The sequence below is a fragment of the Actinomadura coerulea genome (assembly GCF_014208105.1).
Lineage (GTDB): Bacteria > Actinomycetota > Actinomycetes > Streptosporangiales > Streptosporangiaceae > Spirillospora > Spirillospora coerulea.
Map to the genome: position 1 here is coordinate 4,357,187 of NZ_JACHMQ010000001.1, position 19,203 is coordinate 4,376,389.

The window sequence follows — 19,203 nt, forward strand, 5'->3', positions numbered from 1 at the left end:
CGGTGGGCAAGGTGACCATGCGACCGCTCGCCGCGTCCGACCCGGAGCGGGTCGGGCACTACCGGATGATCGGCGAGCTCGGCCGCGGCGGGATGGGCCGGGTGCTGCTGGGGACCGCGCCCGACGGGCGGCCGGTCGCGGTGAAGCTCATGCACGCCCGGCTGACCTGCACCCCCGGTTTCCGGGAGCGGTTCCGCGCCGAGGTGGCGGCCACCCGCAGCGTGTCGGGCGCGTACACGGCCGCGGTGCTCGACGCGGACGCCGACGCGCCGACCCCGTGGCTGGCCTCGGTGTACGTGCCGGGGCCGTCGCTGCGGGACGCGGTCCGGACGGCCGGGCCGCTGCCGGAGCCGGCGGTGCTGCGGCTGGCGGCCGGGCTCACGGCCGCGCTCGCGGAGATCCACCGGGCCGGGCTGGTGCACCGCGACCTCAAGCCGTCCAACGTGCTGCTGGCCGCCGACAGCCCCAAGGTGATCGACTTCGGGGTCGCGCGGGCGGCCGAGGGCGACGGCGGCGACGGGCCGACCGGCGTCCTGGCCGGAACGCCCGGGTACATGTCGCCGGAACAGGCCGAGGGACGGTCGGCGACCGCGGCCGGCGACGTCTTCTCGCTGGGGGCGGTGCTGGTGTACGCCTGCACCGGCCGGGGTCCCTTCGACGGGCCCGGCCCGGCGCAGGCGCTGTACAACGTCGTGCACGCCGAGCCCGACCTGTCCGGCGTGCCGGACAGGCTCCGTCCGGCCGTCGCGGCCTGCCTGGCCAAGGACCCGGCCCGGCGGCCGGACCCCGCCCGGCTGAGGGCGATGCTCGGCGCGGTCGCCCCGGCCGCGCAGCCGTGGCCGCCCGCGGTGCAGTGGATGATCGACGAGCGGCGGGCCTGGATCGGGTGGGCGCCCGTCCCGGAGCCCGCGGCGACCCTGGCCTACCCGCGCCGCCCCCGCTCCGGCCCGTTCACCGTCCTCGGCTCCCCGCGCGGCGCGCTGGCGGCGCTCGGCGTGCTGGCGGTGTGCGCGGCGGTGGCCACGGCCCTGGTGGTGGTGCCGTGGTCGGGATCGGCTGCCCGGAGCGGCCCCGGGTCGCACCACTCCGCGGCACCGCCGCCGAGCCGATCGCTACGCGGGCACACCGCGTCCGTGCGCGACCTGGTGTTCACTCCGGACGGCCGGACACTGGCCAGCGCCAGCGACGACGCCACGGTACGGCTCTGGAACGTCGCGGACGGGAAGCAGCTCCGCGCGCCCCTCGACCACCCCGACGGCGTCAACGCGCTGGCGATGAGCCACGGCGGCAGCACCCTGTACACCGCGGGCGACGACGGCAGCCTCCGCCTCTTCCCGGTGTCGGGCAAGGGCGAGCCGAGCGACCTCGACATCGATCTCGGGCCCCTGACGTCCCTGGCCCTGAGCCCGGACGACCGCGTCCTGGCCACCAGCAACACGGACCAGTCCGTGCGGCTGTGGGACCTGGACGACGGAAAGGTGGGCCCGCTCCTGGGGACCGACGCAGGCAACGTTCAGGCCCTGGCGTTCGCCCCGGACAGCCGGATGCTGGCCATCGGCACGACCGGCACCGAGCAGGACCCCAAGACCGGGAACACCCGCGGGGTGGCGCAGCTGTGGGAGGTGTACGACCGCAAGCGGCTCAGCGAGAACCTGTCCGGCCACGACTCCTGGATAGAGGACGTGGCGTTCAGCCCCGACGGGCAGACGCTGGCGACGGCGGGCGGTGAGACCGTCCGCCTGTGGGACGTGGCCCGGAGCTTGCAGACGGGCACTCCGTTCCAGTGCGACGGCCGCTGCCACACGGCGGAGTTCAGCCCGGACGGCCGCACCCTCGCGGCCGGAGGCTCGGAAGGGACCGTCCGCGTGTGGGACGTGGCCCGCCACCGGCAACTCGGCCCCACGCTCACCGGACACGACGGCGCCGTCCTCAGCGTGCGCTTCAGCCCGGACGGCCGCACCCTAGCCACCGGCACCCAAGACGGCACCATCCACCTATGGAAAGTGCCCGTGTAACGAACTTTTGTCGGCGTCGAAGGTGTGCGTGGCCGGCCGGCGGGGCCGCCTGCGCCTGCGCCTGCGTCACGGCACACCGGTGGTGGATTGCTTGCTGCCTGCGGCGGCCTTGTTTCGGGGTGTGCGTTGGCGGGTTCGTCCGCGTCGGGCTGGTGGGCGGAGGGTCAGGAGGTCGTTGTCGCGTTCGATCGCTTCTAGGGACAGCGTGCGGTAGCCGGCCTCTTCGAAGAGGACGGTGATCCGGTCGGGTTCCACTCGCATGACCGTTCCGGCCCCCCATGCGGCGTGCTCCACCTCGGCGTGCAGGGAGAACGGGGCGTCGTCGGCATTGTTCGGGGGTGCGGCTGGTTCGCCGGCACGATCCGGCCCGGGGGTTGCTCCGGTTTTGCAGACGTCGCAGGTCCCGCATGAGCCCGGGTGGGGTTCGCCCAGGTATTCCAAGAGGAAGCGGCGGCGGCAGTCTGTTGTCTCCGCGTAGGCGCGCATCATGTCGATGCGTGAGTCGTCGACGCGCCGGCGGTTCTCGTCGAGTTCCGTGGCACGTGCCACGGCCTCCTCGGGCGGCGGACCCTCCTGGACGTATCGCAGGTCTCCCCGGCCGGTCGTTTCCACGGCTCCGGCCTGTTCCAGCAGGTTCACCAAGTTGGTGAGCTTCGTTGCGCCGATTTCCAGGGTGGTGCGCATCTCGCTCGCCGGAACGACGCCGCCGTGCGCTTGGAGGAGCGTCGCGGTCTGGAGCATCTTCTCCTCGTCTGGCCTGCCCGCGGCGAAGAAGCGGCGCAGGCCAAGGTCCTGTGAGCGGTAGTACAGGACGGCGGCTGCGGGTTCCCCGTCTCGCCCGGCGCGGCCGATCTCCTGGTAGTACGACTCCGGCGATTCGGGCGGAGCGGCGTGCAGGACGTAGCGGACGTCGGGCTTGTCGATCCCCATGCCGAACGCCGAGGTGGCCACGACGACATCGAGTTCGTCGCCCTGGAACGCCTCGTGCACCCGGTGACGGTCCGCCGCCTTCATCCCGGCGTGATAGGACGCCGCGCGCAGGCCCGCCGCGGCCAGTTCCTCGCCGTACGCCTCAGCGTCGCGCCTGGTGGCGACGTAGACGAGGCCCAGCCCCTTTCGTCCGGCGGCGTCCTCGATCAGCGCCTGTCTCTTGTCCGTCTCCTCGTGGAACCGCCGCACCTTCAGGGACAGGTTCGGCCGGTCGAAACCGCGGACGATCTGCTGTGCCTCCGCCAGCCCGAGGGTCGCGACGATGTCGTCGCGCACCGGCGGCGAGGCGGTCGCGGTCAGCGCGATCACCGGGGGATGCCCGAGGCGCTCGATCACGCGGCCGAGCCGCTGGTAGTCCGGCCGGAAATCGTGGCCCCACGAGGAGACGCAGTGCGCCTCGTCGACGGCGATCAGCGAGGGGCGCACGGCGGCGAGCCGCTCCACGACCGACGGCTTGGCCAGTTGCTCGGGTGAGAGGAAGATGTACTCCGCTTCGCCCGCCCGGATCTGGTCCATGGCGTCCTCGCTCGCCCCGCCGGACTGGGCGGAGTTGACCATCACGGCGCCGCCGGCGTCGCGGCCGGTGAGCGCGACCATCTGGTCCCGCTGCAGGGCGATCAGGGGTGAGATCACCACGGTCGGCCCGGGGAGCAGTTGGGCGGGTACCTGGTAGACGGCCGACTTGCCGCCGCCGGTCGGCATGACCAGCAGGACGTCGCGGCCCCGCAGCAGGTGCTCCATCGCCTCGCCCTGGCCCGGCCGCAGGTCCGGCCAGCCGAACACCTCCCTGGCCACCCGGCGCAGCCGGCGACGCCTGCCCATCCGGCCCCAGACGTCCCGCATGCCCATTCGGTCCTCCTCGCGCAGTGCCCCCGCCGCCGAGTTCGAGGACGTACGTCGGCGTGGCACCGACCGTCCTCCCTCGCCGGAAGCGACGAAACACGCGGGACTCTCCCTCAAGAACGTCCGCGAAAACGTCCAGCCGCATTGCACTGCGATAACGCCCGCGCGGGAGGTGGTCGCCCCCGGGCGGCCAGCGGCGGTCAACGGGAGGTGCGGACGCGGTGGACGAGGTCTTCGGCGGCCTCCTGCCAGCGGGGGTGGTGGAAGGCGAAGCCTGTTTCGAGGAGGCGGCCGGGGATCACGCGGCGGCTTTTCAGTAGTAGTTCGGTGTCCGTGCGCAGGGCGAGGGCACCGAGTTCGGCCATCCATTTCGTCGCGGGCAGGCCTATCGGGACGCCCCACGCGGTGCGCAGTGTCCGCATCAATGAGCGCTGCGGCACGGGTGCGGGGGCGGCGAGATTCACCGGCCCGTCGATTTCGTCGTCAGCGATCAGGAATTCCACCGCGCGGACGAAGTCCTGGTCATGGATCCAGGACACGTACTGCGCACCGCCCGCGACCGGGCCGCCGAGGCCGAGCCGGGCCAGCCAGAGCAGGTAGTCGAAGACCCCGCCGCGGTCGGGGCTCATCACCATGGCGGAGCGCAGGGCGACCTTGCGGGTGGACGGAGTCTCGGCCTGCCGCTGCGCCCGCTCCCATTCCTCGGCGATCTTCACGCTGTAGGCCCAGTAGCCGGGAACCCCGGGCTCCGTGCCGCCGATCACGCCGGACGCCTCGTCGTTGGGCGCGTCGTGGCGGTGGGCGTAGATCGTGGCGGTGCTCATCTGGAGCCAGACCCGGGGAGGCTTCGCGGCGCCGGCGATCGCCGCACCGACCGCCCGGGTGGAACGCACCCGCGAATCCATCATGTCCTGGAGGGTGGCCGGCGTGTACCGGCAGCTCACGCTGCGCCCGGCCAGGTTGATCACCACATCGCTGCCGTCGATCGCCCTGGTCCAGGGGCCCGGGTTCTCGCCGTCCCAGCCGATCTCGTGCTCGCGTACGGGGCGCCTGGTCAGGACCACGACGTCATGGCCTGCGGCGGACAGCGCACGGTACAGGACCGCGCCTACCTGGCCGGTCCCTCCGGGCATCACGATTCTCATCGGCCCTCCCCCGTCTCGTGAAACGAGCCTCACGCAAGTATTTGAACACGTTCAATTGCTGGTCGCAAGGCGATCGCTCGGCCGGGCCGAGCGGGGACGGCCGGCCAATGGCGGTCAGGGGGCCGGGCCGGGATGATGTCGGGATGATCCGATCCCGGCTCGGTGCCGCTCTCTTGATCCTGGTGTCCACGGCCGGGGCCTCCTGCTCCGGTGCCTCGCTGAGGCTCCCGTCCCGGGAGGGACCGCCCGCGGCCTGGTCTCTGTCCGTGCCGACCGGCGAGAACACCACGGCGATCGCCGGGCGGGTCGCGGTGATCGCGAACGACCGGGCGGTCCTCGGTGTCGACCCCGGGTCCGGACGGGAGCTGTGGCGGGTGCCCTCCGGTGAGGACGACGAGGTCGACGTGGCAGGCGACCTGATCGTGCATCGGTGGAAGGCCGCAACGGCCGACACGGTCCGGTTCAGTGTCATCGATCCGGCGAACGGCGGGACGCTCTGGCAGGACGGTCCGGTCATGAGGGCGCGGGTCACGCGGGACGCCGTGCTCACCACCGTCTGCGGCGAGGGGGTCAACTGCGAGATCACCCGGAAGGATCTGCGCACCGGGAAGGTCCGCTGGAGGCTCGGGAGCGAGGACGTGCGGTTGGCGAACACGGCGGTCGGGGTCCGTCCGCCGGCCGTCCCGGAGACCGGGCGGATCTTCGCCTCGCGCCGCGGCGACGACCGGCCCCTGCCGCAGGCCTCCGGCGGAAGCGGCTGGTACTCGGTGGTGGTCGGGCGGACGCTGATCAGCACCGACCACGATCCTCCGTCCGGCGACGGGGACTGCACGGTCACCGTCTCCGCGACCGAGGCGGGGACCGGTCACCGCGAATGGACCCGGAAGGTCTACGCGGGACGCGAGGCCGGTGGCGAGTGCGAGAAACGGCTCGCCCCGTCCAGCACCGGTCTCGACCTGATCGGCGACGGCCGACGGATCGCGGCGTCCACCGACACCGGCAGGCCGCAGGTCTTCGATCTCGCCTCGGGACGGACGGTCTGGCGTGGCGAAGCCCCGGGCGTCCCGATCGACGGTGACGGGCGCACGCTCCTGGTCCGCGAGCACGCGGACACCGGCGCCCTTTCGCTGCTGGACTTCGGTACCGGCCGCGTCCTGTGGAAGGCGCCCGAACCCGGGCTGCCGGGGACGTCCGCCAGCTGGGAGACCGCCGTCACGCAGCGGCGCGTCGCCGTCAGCGGAGCCGAGGACGACCATCCCTTCGTCCTGGTCTACGACGCGTCCACGGGCCGTCGCCTCGGCCGCTTCCCGGGCTGGCTGCAAGGGCTCGGCGACGACTGGGTCGCGATCGGCCACGACGCCAAGGCGAAGACGCTCACCTACGACTTCATCCGCGTCTGAACGGCCTGCCGCGACCCGGCTCAGGCCAGGCGGGACACGATGAGCCTCCCGCCGCCAGTACCCGCGGCAAACGCCCGACCTCGTCGGTGCACGACCGGGTGAATCCGGCCGCCGATGCGGCTTTCTGCGCGGCGGCGACGACCTGCGGGATCTCCCCGGACGGGGTGCGCTCTGTCATGGCGTTCCCTTCCTGGCCTGTCTCTTCGTCCGCGGCCCCGGCGTGCCGGCCGAGGCGTCTTCCAGACGATCGACCGTGGCCGCGGCGATCCCGGCGTCGGGGGTGGTGGAGCAGGCCGTGCGCAAGGTCGCGGTCAGGGCGCTGGTCGCCAGCCGGACGAGATGCTCTTGCGGGACGTCGTGGTGCTGGATGTGGTCGACGATGAGTTCGTCGAGGTAGCCGACCCAGCCGCGCATGGAGGCGCGGAGTACGGGATGGACGGGGTGTTCGGCGCCGAGGGCGTCGAGGACGCGGAGAGCGCCCTGCCAGCGCAGGTCCTCGATGATGGCGCGGACCTCGGGGTCCGAACCGTTTCCGCCGCGGATGAGGGTGAGGAATCCCGCGGCGTGGCGGTCCATGTAGGTGATGTGCCGGTTGATGGCGTCGCGCAGCCGCTCGGCCGGCGTCTCGCCTTCGGGCGGGGTCTCCTGAAGGGTTCGCAGCGCTTCGCCGGCCGCACGGATGGTGGCCAGGTAGAGCCCGCGCTTGTTGGTGAAGTGGTGCGCGATGAGCCCGTACGCGACGCCCGCTCGGCGCGCGATCTCGGTGGTGGTCACCTCGTCGTAGGCGCGTTCGGAGAACAGCTGCGAGGCGGCCGTGACGAGCCGGACGCGCCGGTCGACGCGGGGCGTCTCGGCGCCGTCGGGCTGCAGACCGGTCATGGCAGCAGCCTAGAGCGCGTTGGCGGCCGGCCGCGGAGCTCGGATACGGCGCGGTGCCCCGGCTCTTGCTTGACGGACCGGGAGAGCGGTATTACCGTCCCAAATTGATTGATAATCAGTCAACATGGGGAGGCCTTGATGGGTGCCACCATTCCGGCGGGAGCAGGCGGGTGAGCCGTCGATCCGTGGCAGGGGCGCCGATCCTGTTGACGGGCGCTTCGAGCGGGATCGGCCGAGCGGTGGCGTTCGCCCTGGCGGAGCGGGGTGGGCGGTTGGCGATCGCCGCCCGGCGCCGGGCGGCCCTGGTCGAGGTCGCCGACCAGATCGAGGACGCCGGCCTGGTGCGTCCATGCGTGATCGAGGCGGACCTGTCCCGTCCCGGCGCGGCCGCCGAACTGGCGCGGGACGCGATGTCCGCGCTGGGCGGTGTCCGGATTCTGATCAACAACGCCGGAGTCGGTCTGGTGGCCGCACAGAGCATCACCGGTGACGACGACCAGGCGCGGGCGCTCTTCGAGACGAACCTCTGGTCGCCGCTCGCCCTGACCCGCCATCTGTTCCCCGCCCTGCGCGACGGCGGCGGGATGGTGGTGAACGTGACCTCCACCCTGCGGGCCGTGCCGATCCCGCTTCTCGGCTACTACGGCGCGTCCAAGGCCGCCCTGGCGCATTTGACCCTCACGCTGCGGCACGAACTGAAGGGCACCGGTGTGTCGGTACTGGAGATCGTCCCCGGCGCCACGGACACCGCCGCCCGCGACATCGATCTGCTCCCCTGGCGGACCGGGCCGATGCGCACCCCGCCGCCGGTCTCTCCCGAGTCGGCGGCCAAGGCGATCGTGAAGGCCGTCGAGAGGGGCGGGCGTCGCCGCACCCATCCGGCGACGTCGCTCCTGCCACTGGAGGTGCCGGCCTTGGGCCGGCTCATCGCCGCGATCGTGACGCGCCGCGTCGAGACCGGTTCCGCCGGGTAGGCGGCGGGCCCGCCCCGGTGTTTCCCGTGAGGGGTCAGGAGAGGGGGCCGGTGGCGACGGTGATGGTGCCTCCCGGGAGCCAGCTGGTGCCGGTGTGCGTGTGTTGCGCCGGAACTCTCGACGGCATGAAGGTGACGAGGGAGGCCGCGTACAGGCGGGCCGGGACGTCGTGTTCCCCGCTGCCGCGCCAGGCCTGGTAGCCGGTGGCGGTGGGTGTTTCGTCCGGGAAGCGGGCTCGTAGTTCGGCGGCGTAGCGGAGCGGGTCCGGGTCGCGCGGCGAGAAGCGCAGCGGGAGCATCTGGGCGGCGGGGATGGCGAGCAGCGGGGCGCTGAGCAGCCAGGGCGCAAGGTAGGCGCCCTGCCCGCGCAGGCTTCCCCGCGCCATCAGGCGGAGGGTCGCGTCCGCCTTCGACCAGCCCGAGACGAGGATGACCGGCCGGTTCGCGGCCGCTGCCGCGATCGTGACTCCGGTCCGCGCGCCCGCCTCCCGGACGGCCTGCGCCGCGGCCCGCGACCGGGGTGATCCGTCCTCGACGAGGTGGACGGAGCGGACTCCGCGGCCGGCGAGGAACCCGACCGTCGCGCGGAGGTCGGCGGCGTCGGCGGCGTCGAGCCGGTCGGCCGGGCACGGGACGGAGGCGCCGCCGCCCGAGACGAGGGTGCCGAGAGCGGCGCTCGCGCATTCGGGGCCGTCCGTGCGCAGCCGCGGCGACGCGGCCGGGCCCCGGCCGGTGTCGACCGCGAGAGAGGTCGTCCGGCCGCCGGACGCCAGGGTGATCCGGCTGCGGCCGGGCGGGAGCCACACCTGCCGCCAGGTCCCGGGCGCGCCCGGCATGCGGGCCGTGGCGCTCGCCGGATCGCGGGACGTCCCCACCGAGACCGGACGGTCACCGGTGTGGACGAGGTTCCAGCCGGGACGCTGCGGAGTCACCAGGATCGGCAGGCGCTCCCCCGCCAGGTCGACCTCGCGCAACAGCGGAACGCCGGGCGCGACCCGGTCCCGGACGACCGTGAGCGAGCCGCCCACGGTGAGTGTCGCGAGCGCGGCGGCCAGCACCGCGCCGGACGCGGCGGAGCGCCGGGGGTGCTGGAGCGCGCGGGGCGTCGCGAGCACCACCGCGGCCAGCGCGAGGGCCACGAGGACGCGGTCCACGGCCACCAGGCATCCGACCGCCGCGACGGCCGCGACGATCGAGACGAGCACGGTGAGGCGGCGGGACGGCGGGCCGGTGCGCGGCCGGAGCAGCGCGGCGCCCGCCACGACCGCGGTGGCGAGCAGGGCGACGACGCGGATCGCCGTGGTGCCCCACCCGCCGTCCGGCACCGCGCCGTGGCCGCCGTGACCGCCGTCCGCCCACGCCGGGGAGGCGAGGAGCGGCAGCAGCGCCGCCGCCCCCGCCAGCGCGCGCCGGACGTCAGCGGACGTCGGCATCGGAGACCGCGAACAGGACGCCGTGGGGGCGCGCGTCTCCGGTCTCGCCGTGCGGCCACGCGGCCCGGTTGAACTCCACGCACGGGCGGCCGGTGTGCTCGTCCTTGAAGCCGCGGTCGATCGAGAGCTGCTGCCTCGGGGAGATGTTCACCATGCAGACGCGGTGGTCGCCGTCGAAGGGCGACGCGGCGACGAAGTAGTTCGCCATGACGAGCCGCGTCGGCTGCCGCGTCTCCTGGTAGTAGCCGCCGGGGCCCTGCCGGAAGTTGTCCAGCGCGGCCCAGTGCGGGCCGCCGGTCGTCGGGTCCTCGACGGGGAGGACGCTCACCAGGGAAGGGCAGTCGGGCTCGGCGCCGCCGCGCGTGACCTCTTCCAGAGTGTCGATGTTGCAGCGCGTCTGCTTGCCCGCGCCGACGAGCTTGCGGATGTCCAGCACGTACACCATGCCGGTGTCCTTGCCGCCGGACGACTCGTCCCCCCGGCGCATGACGACGTGGTACAGGTACCGGTCGTCCGCGCTGGTCTGGAGCCAGGAGCCTCCGTCCATGCCGACGCGGTTGTCCAGCGCGGGCGCGAGCCTGGTGAACGCGGTCGTGTCGTCGAAGACCTCGCGCCACGTCGGCTTCGGGTCGGTGATGTCAGGGGTGTAGTAGATGGACGCCCCGCCCATCGTCGAGACGAACCCGCCCCGGTGGTGGCGTTCGTTGGTGAGCGCCGTCTCCATCACCACGCGCGGCTCCTCCTCGATGAGGAACGGTTCCTTGCGCGGACCGTCCGGCAGGCGGGAGACCGACAGCAGCTTCGGGCGGTCGCGATGCGCGATGTCGTAGATCCGCACCGTGTCGCGGGCGATGTAGAAGTCGGCGGACGGGATCAGCATCAGGCTCCGCACCTCGGCGAAGTCGCTGGTGACCAGGCGGTTCAGGTCCTCGCGCACCCGGATGCCGTGCGGGTTGGCGCAGGTCGGCGGGTCCACCTGCGGGATGCTGTGGCAGGTGTCGGGCTCGGCCGCCTCCGTGGCCGCCGGGTACTCGACCCGCACCCTGCCGCTCTGGTCCAGCCGGAGCACCTCGCCGGGCGTCCCGGCCGCGCCGTTGCCGGTCCTGACCTCGCCGTGCGTGTACGTGCACGGGCCTGGGACGTTGGGACCGCCCATGTAGGCGCCGTAGGCGGTGCCGTCCTTCAAGGTCGTGAAGGCGTCCGGGGCCGTGCCGCAGGGGGTGTCCGTCGCGGTGACGACGCCGCTGAGCTTGACCTGGGGAAGCTGCGCGACGTCGAACACGTACGTGGTGTCGCTGAGCAGCCCGCCCGCGTACACCTTGTCGCCCTTGTGCCACACGTACTGCATGTGGTGCGGCTCGTTCTGCAGCAGCGGGCCGATGGTCGCCGTGTTGACGACCTTGCCGTAGTCGCGGGAGCCCCGCGTCGCGTCGATCACCGCGAGGAAGTCGGGGTCGGCGGAGCCCTCGGCGCCGGCCTTCCCGTGCGCGGCGTGGCCCGCGGCGCCGACCGGGCCGCCCGGGACGCTCGCGTCGCCCGTCCAGACCAGCAGCCATTCCTTCCGGTGGCCTGGGCCGTTCGTCCGGACGATGTGGTTGGTGACGGTGTAGGTGGTGCCGTCGCGCCCCCTGACGCTGGACGTGCTGACGACCACGTCACCGGCTCCGGCGTCCGCCCCTGCCACGGGCTGGAACGCGACCAGGCCGGCGGCGGCCGCCGCCAGCGCGATGAGAACGATCAACCTTCGGCGCAGTTTCGAGAACGGTTCAATGCCGACCATGGCCTTGTCCCCCGTGTTTCCGCAGGCGGGATCGCCGATCGGCGTCAATTTACTATACTAATTACTAGCTATCCAGAGTCGGATGCACAGCATGCCGACCCGAGGGCGGAAGGGCGCGCGGATTACGTCCCGGCCGTCCGCGGACGCCTAGACGTGAAGGATTTCCGCGTCCGGGGGCCCCGTTCCACAACGGTGTTGCCGGGGATTCGGCCCGACGCTCCGCCAAGCCGGGCTTCCCGCGTCCCACACCGCACGGCCGACACGCTCCCGTCGAACCGCACAGGGAGGCCGCAGCTCACACACCTGCTGGTCAGCGCATACGCGTCCCCCGAGGACCCCACCCGGCTCCTCGCTCAGCGATTCCACATTCCCGCCAACGCGGAGTGAACTGAGAAGTCAATGAGCCGTCCTCTCCGGACGGCTTCCTCGGCGCCGACCGGCCCGCAACATCCGGCCACCCGGCCACCGATCGCGCCGCTCCTCCCGCCATTCCCCATAAGCCGCGCCCGCGGACCGGAACTTCGCTACATAATCCGCTAGCTGACCGAATCCGGCCGCCGTCCGAGGTTTGGGTTAAGCGCTTCGACGACAAGGCTCCCTCGGTGGCGCTGGGCCGGAGTCACCGGCCCCCCACCGCTCACGACGCGCCCCCGGCCGAGCACCTCGCGCGGGCCGGTGTCGATTTCGCGGGCGGGCGTTCGTGTAGGAGGTGACGGGGCTGCGACCGGCGGCCCGCGCTGCGGAAGGGGCCGGATCAATGCGTTCGATCAGCGTCACGATGTTCGTCACCCTCGACGGAGTGGTCCAGGGGCTGGGGCGCCCGGACGAGGACACCCGCGGCGGGTTCGCCCACGGAGGCTGGGGCCCGCAGTACAACGACGAGGTGATGGGCCGCGAGATGGCCAAGGGGATGGCCAACGCCGGAGCCATGCTGTTCGGCCGCCGGACGTGGGAGGACTTCCTCAACGCGTGGGGCCGGGCCACCGACGGCAACCCGTTCACCACGCACATGAACGCGGCCACGAAGTACGTGGTGTCGAAGACCCTGGACGACGCGGACGCGTGGGAGAACTCGATCCTCCTGCGCGGCGAGGCCGTCGAGACGGTGGCGGATCTGAAGTCCCGGCCGGGCGGGAACCTCGCGATCAACGGCAGCGCCGCACTGGTCCGGAGCCTGCATGCCGCCGGCCTGATCGACCACTACACGCTGCTGATCCACCCGCTGACCCTCGGCTCCGGCAAGCGCCTCTTCGAGGGCCCCGCCCCCCTGACCGAGCTCGCCCTGACCGAAACCGTCACCACCCCCAAGGGCGTATTCATCACCCACTACACCCGCCGCCGGCCTTCTTCCGGCCGGCCGGAGTAGCAAAAATGTCACTTGAAGCGTTCATCGACAAACGCGGCGGCCTCCTGTTCCCTCCATAAGAGGAAACGGGAAACACCGGGAGCCACTTGTCCAGTCGGCCTTGTCTCCCGCAGTCTTGCTGGTGGTGGCTCCCGGACAGTCCAGCCGACTGCGACGGAGGTTCAAGTGGTCCAGCTAGCCACCACTTTCGGAGAGGAACTTCGACGAAGACGCCTGGCGGCCGGCTTCAGCCTTACCGGTCTGGCTCAGCGGGTTCATTACAGCAAGAGCCAGCTCAGCAAGGTCGAGCGAGGGATCAAGAGCCCCAGCCGGGAACTGGTGCGCCTCTGCGACGCCGCACTCGACGCCGGGGGGACGCTCGTCGCCCTGACTCAGGAGAACCGCTCCAGCGATCAGGTCACCGCAGAAACAGGTTCTGAGGAGGAGGAGGTGTGGCTAATGCAATTGTCCCCCGACGGCCAGAGCCGGTTCCTACCGATAAGCCGCCGACAGGCGGTCATGACCGGCGCCGCATCGGTTGCGGGCATGAGCATCGGTCGGCCTGCCGTTCATAGCGAAAAAGAAGATACTTCTCTTCTCGGATCGTATCGATCCCTCTTCGATCAGTATCGACAACTCGGTCAGGCGTCCAACGCCGGGCCGCTGGTACCCGTCCTCATAGCCCAGACCCATGCTCTCCAGGAACTGTCCCGCCACGTGGGGGCCGGTACGCGTCAGGGGCTGCTGCGGCTGGGATCCCGCTACGCCGAGTACATCGGCTGGCTGGTGCAGGAGAACGGAGACGATGCCGGCGCCCTGTGGTGGACCCGGCGTGCCGTCGAGCTTGCGGACGCCAGCGGCGATCACAATCTCGCCGCCTATGCGTTGGTCCGCCGCGCCCTCGTCACCCTCTACCGTGACGACGCCGAACAGACGATCGGGTTGGCCCGGCAGGCGCAGTCGGGCGGAGAACCACCCCGGATCCGGGGTCTGGCCGCACAGCGGGAAGCCCAAGGACACGCGCTGGCCGGTGATTACGACTCGTGCATGCGGTGTCTGGATCAGGCGCGCACTCTGCTCGCCCAGCATGCGGAGAGCGCGGAGTCCCCCGTCATCGGCACAACGAACCTTCCGGATCCGGCCGAGATGGTCCGAGGCTGGTGCCTGTACGACCTGGGCCGGCCTGGCGCAGCCGCCCAGGTCATCGCGACGCAACTGGCACAAGTGCCCGAGGGGGCCGTGCGCACGCGAGTCCGCTTCGGTGTCCGCGGGGCGCTGGCTCACGCCGCGGACGGTGAAATCGATCAGGCCTGTCTGCTGACCCGGGGGCTATTGAGGGACATCACCACGATCGGCTCGGCGACGGTCTTCGCCGATCTGCGTGCCCTGGCGCGGACTCTCTCGCGTCACCCGAAGAACCCGTCTGTGAGCGAACTGATGCCCGGACTCGGGACAGCGCTTCGAGCCGCTGTCCCGTAGTGAGGAGACCAGAATGCAGATCGTCTTCGTCAACTACCGCACCGGCGACGGCGACGAAGCCGCCGCCCTGCTGGAGCGAGGTCTGTCCGACAGGTTCGGCCGGGAGAAGATCTTCCGGGCCACGACCTCCATCAGCCCTGGCCGGTCTTATCCGGAAGAGCTGCTGAACGCCGTGCGCCACAGCGTCGTCATGCTCGCCGTGATCGGACCTGGGTGGGCCCGCGACCCGAGGTTGCGGGAGGAGGACGACTGGGTCCGCCGGGAAATCCTGGAGGCGCGTGCCTCGGGAGCCACCGTCATCCCGGTGCTGAAGGGCCGGACGACCGAACGTTTGAAGGCGGCGGACCTGCCGAGCGAGCTGAAGTGCCTGGCCGAGATTCAATCTCTGCGCCTGGACCCCCGGGACTGCGAAGGGGATTTGCGACACATCGGCGATTTCCTGGCCCGGCTCGTCCCCGAACTGGGCCGAGCGGAGCAGGAGTCTTCCGGTTTCGCCGGTATGGCCGACGTGCACAACACCGTGAGCGCCCCTCGAGGAACGGTCATCCAGGGGCGCGACATCCGCGGTGACGTCGGCACCGTCGTCAAGGGCAACCACGGCCCAGTCCACACCGGGAAGGGCGACATCAACCAGAACTCCCCTCAGTTCTCCGGCGATGGGGCGACCTACGTCCAGGGCGACAACCACGGTGGTGTCAACCACCGCTTCGGCAGGACCCGCGGGGAGGAAGGGGGGTGAACGACTCCTTCGAGACGCACGTGTTCGGGGCCCCCGGGAGCTTTCACGCAGGGAACGGAGACATCAACAACATAATCACGCTCCCGAGCACGCTGGGTACGTCGCCGCGGAAGAAGCCGGCGGATGAGCTGTGGTGGCTGAGACGTCGCTTCGTAGAGCCGGCCGGGCTGGCCGAGGCACGGGAGATCCTCGAGGCCTCGCACACCGTGTTCATCGATGGGACACCAGGTAGCGGCCGAGTCGCGGCAGCTCAAATCCTTCTGCAGGGTCTCCAGGACGACGCCGGGCAGCTTCATCAACTGGTACCGCAAGAAGAAGAGAACGCCCCGCGCATCGATCGTACCCATGTCGGCGACGGTGAGCTTGTATGGCTCGACCTCTCAGCGCTCACCGGGACGCGTTGGGAGGAGGTCCACGCGGAGCTCTCCTCGCTGCGTGCGACCGTGCAGAAACGCGACGCCTACCTTGCCGTCATCCTGCCGGACAAGGCGGCGCCCCTCGACCCGACCTTGGCCCCTTACCGCGCTAGAATTGAGCGCCCTGCGGTAGCTGAAGTGCTGGTGCGTTATCTGCAGGTCGAGAAGATTGACCGGCCCACACCGCTGCCTCCACTCCGGTTCTTGGCAACCGCCCGGCGCATGGAAGACATCCCCGCCTACGTGGACCTCATCCGCCGGGCTCGGGATGAGCACCGCGAAGGCGACTTCACGATGTGGAGCGAGGCTGCTTTCACCGCCTGGTCCGGTCAGGCGCAGGATGTGGCCGAACAGATGGCCGCGCTGATCACCGGCCAAGAGCGCGCCCTGCTCATCACCGTCGCCATGCTTCACGAAGCCCACGCCGACGTCGTGCACCGCGCCAGCGCGGCCCTTCTCGACCGCGCGGAACATCCCCCCGAAGATCTTCCGTTGCTGGAGCATGCGTTTCTCGACAAGAGACTTCATGAAATCGGTGCGCGGCTCGATGATTGCGGCACGGTGCAGTTCGCCAAACTCGACTACGATGCCGCGGTCCGGTCGTACTTCTGGACGCATATGCCAGGCCTTCACGACACCTTGCGGGACTGGGTCGTAAGCACGGTCGACTCGCCGGACCTATCGCCACTCGAGCGGAAGAATCTGGTCGAGCGTTTCACCGCCCAGTGCCTGCTGCATGAGCGGTACGGGCAGGTTCTGGCTTCGCTTCTGAACCAACTGACCGCACTTCCCACTACAGGACGAAAGATGGAGGCCGCCGCTCAGGTGCTGCAGCGCGGCCTCCGGGACGAGAAGCAGGGACGATTCTTCCGGCGGCAGATATACAACTGGTCGCGCATTTCCAACCTTTCGAGCCAGATCGCCGAACTGATCATCGCGGCGTGCCGGGACGAGATGATGGTGAAATATCCCGCAGAAGCACTGGTCCGTCTGCATCACCTGGCGCGGCGCGAGACGGGCACCCGCGCCCGCGACACCCTCGTAGCGCTCGTGAACGATGCACCGCGACTTCGCCGGCAGATGCTGGCACGCTTAACGGAAGCCACGTTTGAACCAGGCAAGTTCTCTTCGGATGTCACCCTCTTTATGGAACTCGCTGATCCTGAGGCACTCACCGCGCTCGGTAGACGCAACTATGCTCTGGTCGCCGAAAAAACCATTCGACGTCAGTTGACCTACGGCTGGTCCCTTGTCTTCGCGCAACTCCCTTACGGAAAGTGGACTCCGTTCGTCCGACGCTGGCTGACCGTCGCCGTCGAAGACGACCATCATCGCGACACCCTTATCGACATTATCGTCCATGCGGCCAGCGGGGACGTGATCCTTCTGTCTCGCTTCTACGAGATGACACGCACGACGCCGTCGCTGATTCCGCTCAGCACACTGATCAGTCAGCGCTTCGGCACCTTTTCACACAGTCAGTAGACCACCATCCACGCAGAAATCAGGAGAGAACCGTGTGTGCGGGACGAAACGTCACGACAATCTACTTCGCGGCCACTGCGGGAGCAGTCCTCGCTGGCCTGATGCTCTTCGCCCCTTGGCCACTGTGGGCGGCCTTCGCCGCCACATTCGCGATCTTTGGTCTGCTGCTTTTCCGGACAAGGAACACGAGAAGTCAGCCGAAGGGGGGTTCGCTGCCGGCAGCGTTCGCATTCGCGCCGGCCCCGGCTGCGGACGTCAGAGCGACGCGTCTGCCCGACGTCCTGCTGCCCAGCGAGTCTCCGGACTACCGGTTCCAGTTCTCCGCCATGGTGATGTGGTCGCCGACGGCGACTGAGACGGCCGAATCCGAGACCAACTATGCCGCCCTCGCGGTGAACGCGATTTTGGAGCGGGCCCGCGGACTCACCGAGCTACGAGATCCCGGACATGCCTCGCTCGTCCAGCATGAACTGGCCGGGGCGCTGGGCGAAATGCAGGTGGACTCGACAAAACGTCTGCTCGCCAGGGCCGAGTCGGTCCGGCTCGCGCTTCCCGGACCTGACCAGGAGCGTTTGGACAAGCTCGCCGAAGTCCGCAAGGAAGAGGCCATCTGGGAACACGAGCGCAAATACGAACAAAATAGACGCGACTATCTACAGCATGACGTGTTGAAGGACCCCGGGAGCGCCGTTGTGTGGTGGCTCGCGAAGAACGACGATCAAGTGGATCGGACGGTGAAGGACATCGGCCTGCTCGCACAACTCTCGTCCGCAGCCAACAACGCCGCGATACCGCAGACGTTCCTTCCCTTCCTATCCCAGTTCACGGCACCCGATGACTTATTCACCGATGACCTGCCGACCATGAACGGGGCAGCCGCGGCGGCCTCAACAGGATACGGGGAGCCTGATCAGGACGGCTTCGAGGCCTTCTTCAACGCCATGGGATTCAGCCATTCGGATCCTCGCCGCCGTCTACTTGCTCGACAATTTGCCGAATTGGCCACCAAGCACGGACGCCAGGATGTCGCCGAAGAACTCATCCGCCGGTACGACCCGCCAGGCGAATCCGATGTAAATGAAGAAGGATGGCCCGATGGAAGCTGAACTCTCCGCACTTGCGAGCGCCGGAGCGACCGCACTCGTCGGACTGATGGTCTCAGATTCCTGGTCACAGGCGAAAGGCGGTTTGGCGCGCCTGTTCGGGCGCCACGGTCCGGCGGACGCTCCACTTCAGGAACTGGAGTGCTCGCGAATGGAAATATTGGCGGCACACCTTGCTCACGATGTTTCGAGGGTCGAGGAGATAGGAGATCATTGGCGTGGCCGCCTGGAGTCGCTTCTCTACGCAGACGCCACTGCAGAAGAGGAGGTTCGGCGCCTTCTCACCACACGAGCAGCACGCTCGGCAGGCTCGGTCTCCAACTTCAACAGCGGTGATGTGAGATACGGCTCCGTCATCCAGGCCGGTCAGATCTCGGGTGACTTTAACCTCGCACCGCCGTCCGGGGAGCCCGGCCCTACCTGCGATCGATCATCGTAGTATTGGCACCGATCTACGGTCGACTGACGCAACCAGGTCATGTGCGGCTTCATCTGACGTGATCGGGGGAACCGGATACCGATCGCGGAGGTGCCAGGTGGCCGCCTCGTCCAGTTCATCGGCGATGACCTTGCGAAATTCTGCACGAAGGTCGCTCAATGCAGGGGTGGCGCCTGCGGAGGAAACTGTCAGAAGGTGCTGCACGGAGGCCAAAAGAATCATAGCGTGCCAGCCGAGATAGACCGCGACGGCTTCCCAGCAGAAAATGTTGAAGCGGTCGAGGAGCAGGTATCCGAGAAGCTGGTTCAGCCAGATATCGCAACGTTCAGCGGGCTTGGCAGAGGCCTTGATATCGACCAGGGTCCTACCCTTCACCAGATCCGCGATGGCGAACCCCGGGGACAGGGAAGGCGCGATGACGGTTCGCTCCCCCAGGTTCGTGAGTTGCTAGCGGCCGTAGCGCAGGGAGCCGTGCCACATATGGCGCAAGCCGTGGAATGCCGGATGGTCCTCATCGGCCCCGCCGCCGCGCGCAGCCTGCAGTGTCAGTAGGAGCGAGCGACGTACCTGCGCTGCGGGTGTCGCGTGGAGCCGGTGGGCGATCTGTTCGACGCCGGCCAGCTCCACGCAGGCCACCAGCGCGGCGTGCTGGGGGGCGTCCTCACATCGATCGGGACGGCCCCTGCGGATCCATGCCAACAGCACGGGGTCATTCGTGTCATCGGGGGGCACATGCTCG

The 19,203-nt window shown here is 69.8% G+C and carries 14 protein-coding genes; 8 read left to right on the forward strand and 6 right to left on the reverse strand.

Features of this window, described 5'->3' with window-relative positions:
• The first annotated feature begins 17 nt into the window (after positions 1 to 17).
• A complete protein-coding gene (locus BKA00_RS19895) occupies positions 18 to 2,015 on the forward strand; it encodes a WD40 repeat domain-containing serine/threonine protein kinase (protein ID WP_185027118.1) in 1,998 nt (665 codons plus the stop codon).
• A 66-nt stretch (positions 2,016 to 2,081) separates the two neighbouring features.
• On the opposite strand, the gene BKA00_RS19900 is transcribed toward BKA00_RS19895, so the two are convergent.
• Both BKA00_RS19900 and BKA00_RS19905 read right to left on the reverse strand, forming a co-directional pair.
• Positions 2,082 to 3,854 carry a RecQ family ATP-dependent DNA helicase gene (locus BKA00_RS19900; protein ID WP_185027120.1) on the reverse strand — a complete coding sequence of 591 codons (1,773 nt, stop codon included), beginning with the start codon at positions 3,852 to 3,854 and terminating at the stop codon, positions 2,082 to 2,084.
• 194 nt (positions 3,855 to 4,048) lie between these two features.
• The gene (locus BKA00_RS19905) at positions 4,049 to 4,993 is read right to left on the reverse strand and encodes a TIGR01777 family oxidoreductase (protein WP_185027122.1); all 945 of its coding nucleotides are present in this window, start codon (positions 4,991 to 4,993) and stop codon (positions 4,049 to 4,051) included.
• Between the two features lie 266 nt (positions 4,994 to 5,259).
• Between BKA00_RS19905 and BKA00_RS19910 the strand changes: the two genes are divergently transcribed.
• Entirely contained in the window at positions 5,260 to 6,393 is a 1,134-nt protein-coding gene (locus BKA00_RS19910; protein WP_185027124.1) for an outer membrane protein assembly factor BamB family protein, read from the forward strand.
• 174 nt (positions 6,394 to 6,567) lie between these two features.
• Here BKA00_RS19910 and BKA00_RS19915 read toward each other — a convergent pair whose 3' ends face one another.
• Positions 6,568 to 7,272, reverse strand: coding sequence for a TetR/AcrR family transcriptional regulator (locus tag BKA00_RS19915; protein ID WP_185027126.1), 705 nt, complete (start codon positions 7,270 to 7,272; stop codon positions 6,568 to 6,570).
• A gap of 170 nt (positions 7,273 to 7,442) precedes the next feature.
• Between BKA00_RS19915 and BKA00_RS19920 the strand changes: the two genes are divergently transcribed.
• Positions 7,443 to 8,246 (forward strand): SDR family NAD(P)-dependent oxidoreductase, encoded by an 804-nt coding sequence (locus BKA00_RS19920; RefSeq protein WP_185027128.1) that lies wholly within the window; start codon positions 7,443 to 7,445, stop codon positions 8,244 to 8,246.
• 34 nt (positions 8,247 to 8,280) lie between these two features.
• On the opposite strand, the gene BKA00_RS19925 is transcribed toward BKA00_RS19920, so the two are convergent.
• Both BKA00_RS19925 and BKA00_RS19930 read right to left on the reverse strand, forming a co-directional pair.
• A complete protein-coding gene (locus BKA00_RS19925) occupies positions 8,281 to 9,678 on the reverse strand; it encodes a hypothetical protein (protein ID WP_185027130.1) in 1,398 nt (465 codons plus the stop codon).
• A complete protein-coding gene (locus BKA00_RS19930; protein ID WP_221493223.1) occupies positions 9,662 to 11,419 on the reverse strand; it encodes a selenium-binding family protein in 1,758 nt (585 codons plus the stop codon). Before BKA00_RS19930 ends, BKA00_RS19925 begins: the two co-directional genes overlap by 17 nt.
• 796 nt (positions 11,420 to 12,215) lie before the next feature.
• Between BKA00_RS19930 and BKA00_RS19935 the strand changes: the two genes are divergently transcribed.
• From BKA00_RS19935 to BKA00_RS38310, 5 genes are all read left to right on the forward strand, one after another.
• Positions 12,216 to 12,824, forward strand: a complete 609-nt coding sequence (locus BKA00_RS19935) for a dihydrofolate reductase family protein (RefSeq protein WP_185027133.1) — start codon at positions 12,216 to 12,218, stop codon at positions 12,822 to 12,824.
• A 165-nt stretch (positions 12,825 to 12,989) separates the two neighbouring features.
• Entirely contained in the window at positions 12,990 to 14,282 is a 1,293-nt protein-coding gene (locus BKA00_RS19940) for a helix-turn-helix domain-containing protein (protein WP_185027135.1), read from the forward strand.
• Between the two features lie 13 nt (positions 14,283 to 14,295).
• Positions 14,296 to 15,021, forward strand: a complete 726-nt coding sequence (locus BKA00_RS19945; RefSeq protein ID WP_185027137.1) for a toll/interleukin-1 receptor domain-containing protein — start codon at positions 14,296 to 14,298, stop codon at positions 15,019 to 15,021.
• Positions 15,018 to 16,922 (forward strand): hypothetical protein, encoded by a 1,905-nt coding sequence (locus BKA00_RS19950; RefSeq protein WP_185027139.1) that lies wholly within the window; start codon positions 15,018 to 15,020, stop codon positions 16,920 to 16,922. Before BKA00_RS19945 ends, BKA00_RS19950 begins: the two co-directional genes overlap by 4 nt.
• A 101-nt stretch (positions 16,923 to 17,023) precedes the next feature.
• Positions 17,024 to 18,028, forward strand: a complete 1,005-nt coding sequence (locus BKA00_RS38310) for a hypothetical protein (protein WP_221493225.1) — start codon at positions 17,024 to 17,026, stop codon at positions 18,026 to 18,028.
• Positions 18,029 to 18,455: 427 nt separating this feature from the next.
• On the opposite strand, the gene BKA00_RS19960 is transcribed toward BKA00_RS38310, so the two are convergent.
• Complete coding sequence (locus BKA00_RS19960) at positions 18,456 to 18,839, reverse strand: hypothetical protein (RefSeq protein WP_185027140.1); 384 nt, start codon at positions 18,837 to 18,839, stop codon at positions 18,456 to 18,458.
• Positions 18,840 to 19,203 lie beyond the last annotated feature (364 nt).

Bases quoted from the DNA above. Each gene is read 5' to 3' on its own strand.
- BKA00_RS19895 (WP_185027118.1), top strand. From the start codon at position 18: ATGCGACCGCTCGCCGCGTCCGACCCGGAGCGGGTCGGGCACTACCGG.
- BKA00_RS19900 (WP_185027120.1), bottom strand. From the start codon at position 3,854: ATGGGCATGCGGGACGTCTGGGGCCGGATGGGCAGGCGTCGCCGGCTG.
- BKA00_RS19905 (WP_185027122.1), bottom strand. From the start codon at position 4,993: ATGAGAATCGTGATGCCCGGAGGGACCGGCCAGGTAGGCGCGGTCCTG.
- BKA00_RS19915 (WP_185027126.1), bottom strand. From the start codon at position 7,272: ATGACCGGTCTGCAGCCCGACGGCGCCGAGACGCCCCGCGTCGACCGG.
- BKA00_RS19925 (WP_185027130.1), bottom strand. From the start codon at position 9,678: ATGCCGACGTCCGCTGACGTCCGGCGCGCGCTGGCGGGGGCGGCGGCG.
- BKA00_RS19935 (WP_185027133.1), top strand. From the start codon at position 12,216: ATGCGTTCGATCAGCGTCACGATGTTCGTCACCCTCGACGGAGTGGTC.
- BKA00_RS19945 (WP_185027137.1), top strand. From the start codon at position 14,296: ATGCAGATCGTCTTCGTCAACTACCGCACCGGCGACGGCGACGAAGCC.
- BKA00_RS38310 (WP_221493225.1), top strand. From the start codon at position 17,024: ATGCTCTTCGCCCCTTGGCCACTGTGGGCGGCCTTCGCCGCCACATTC.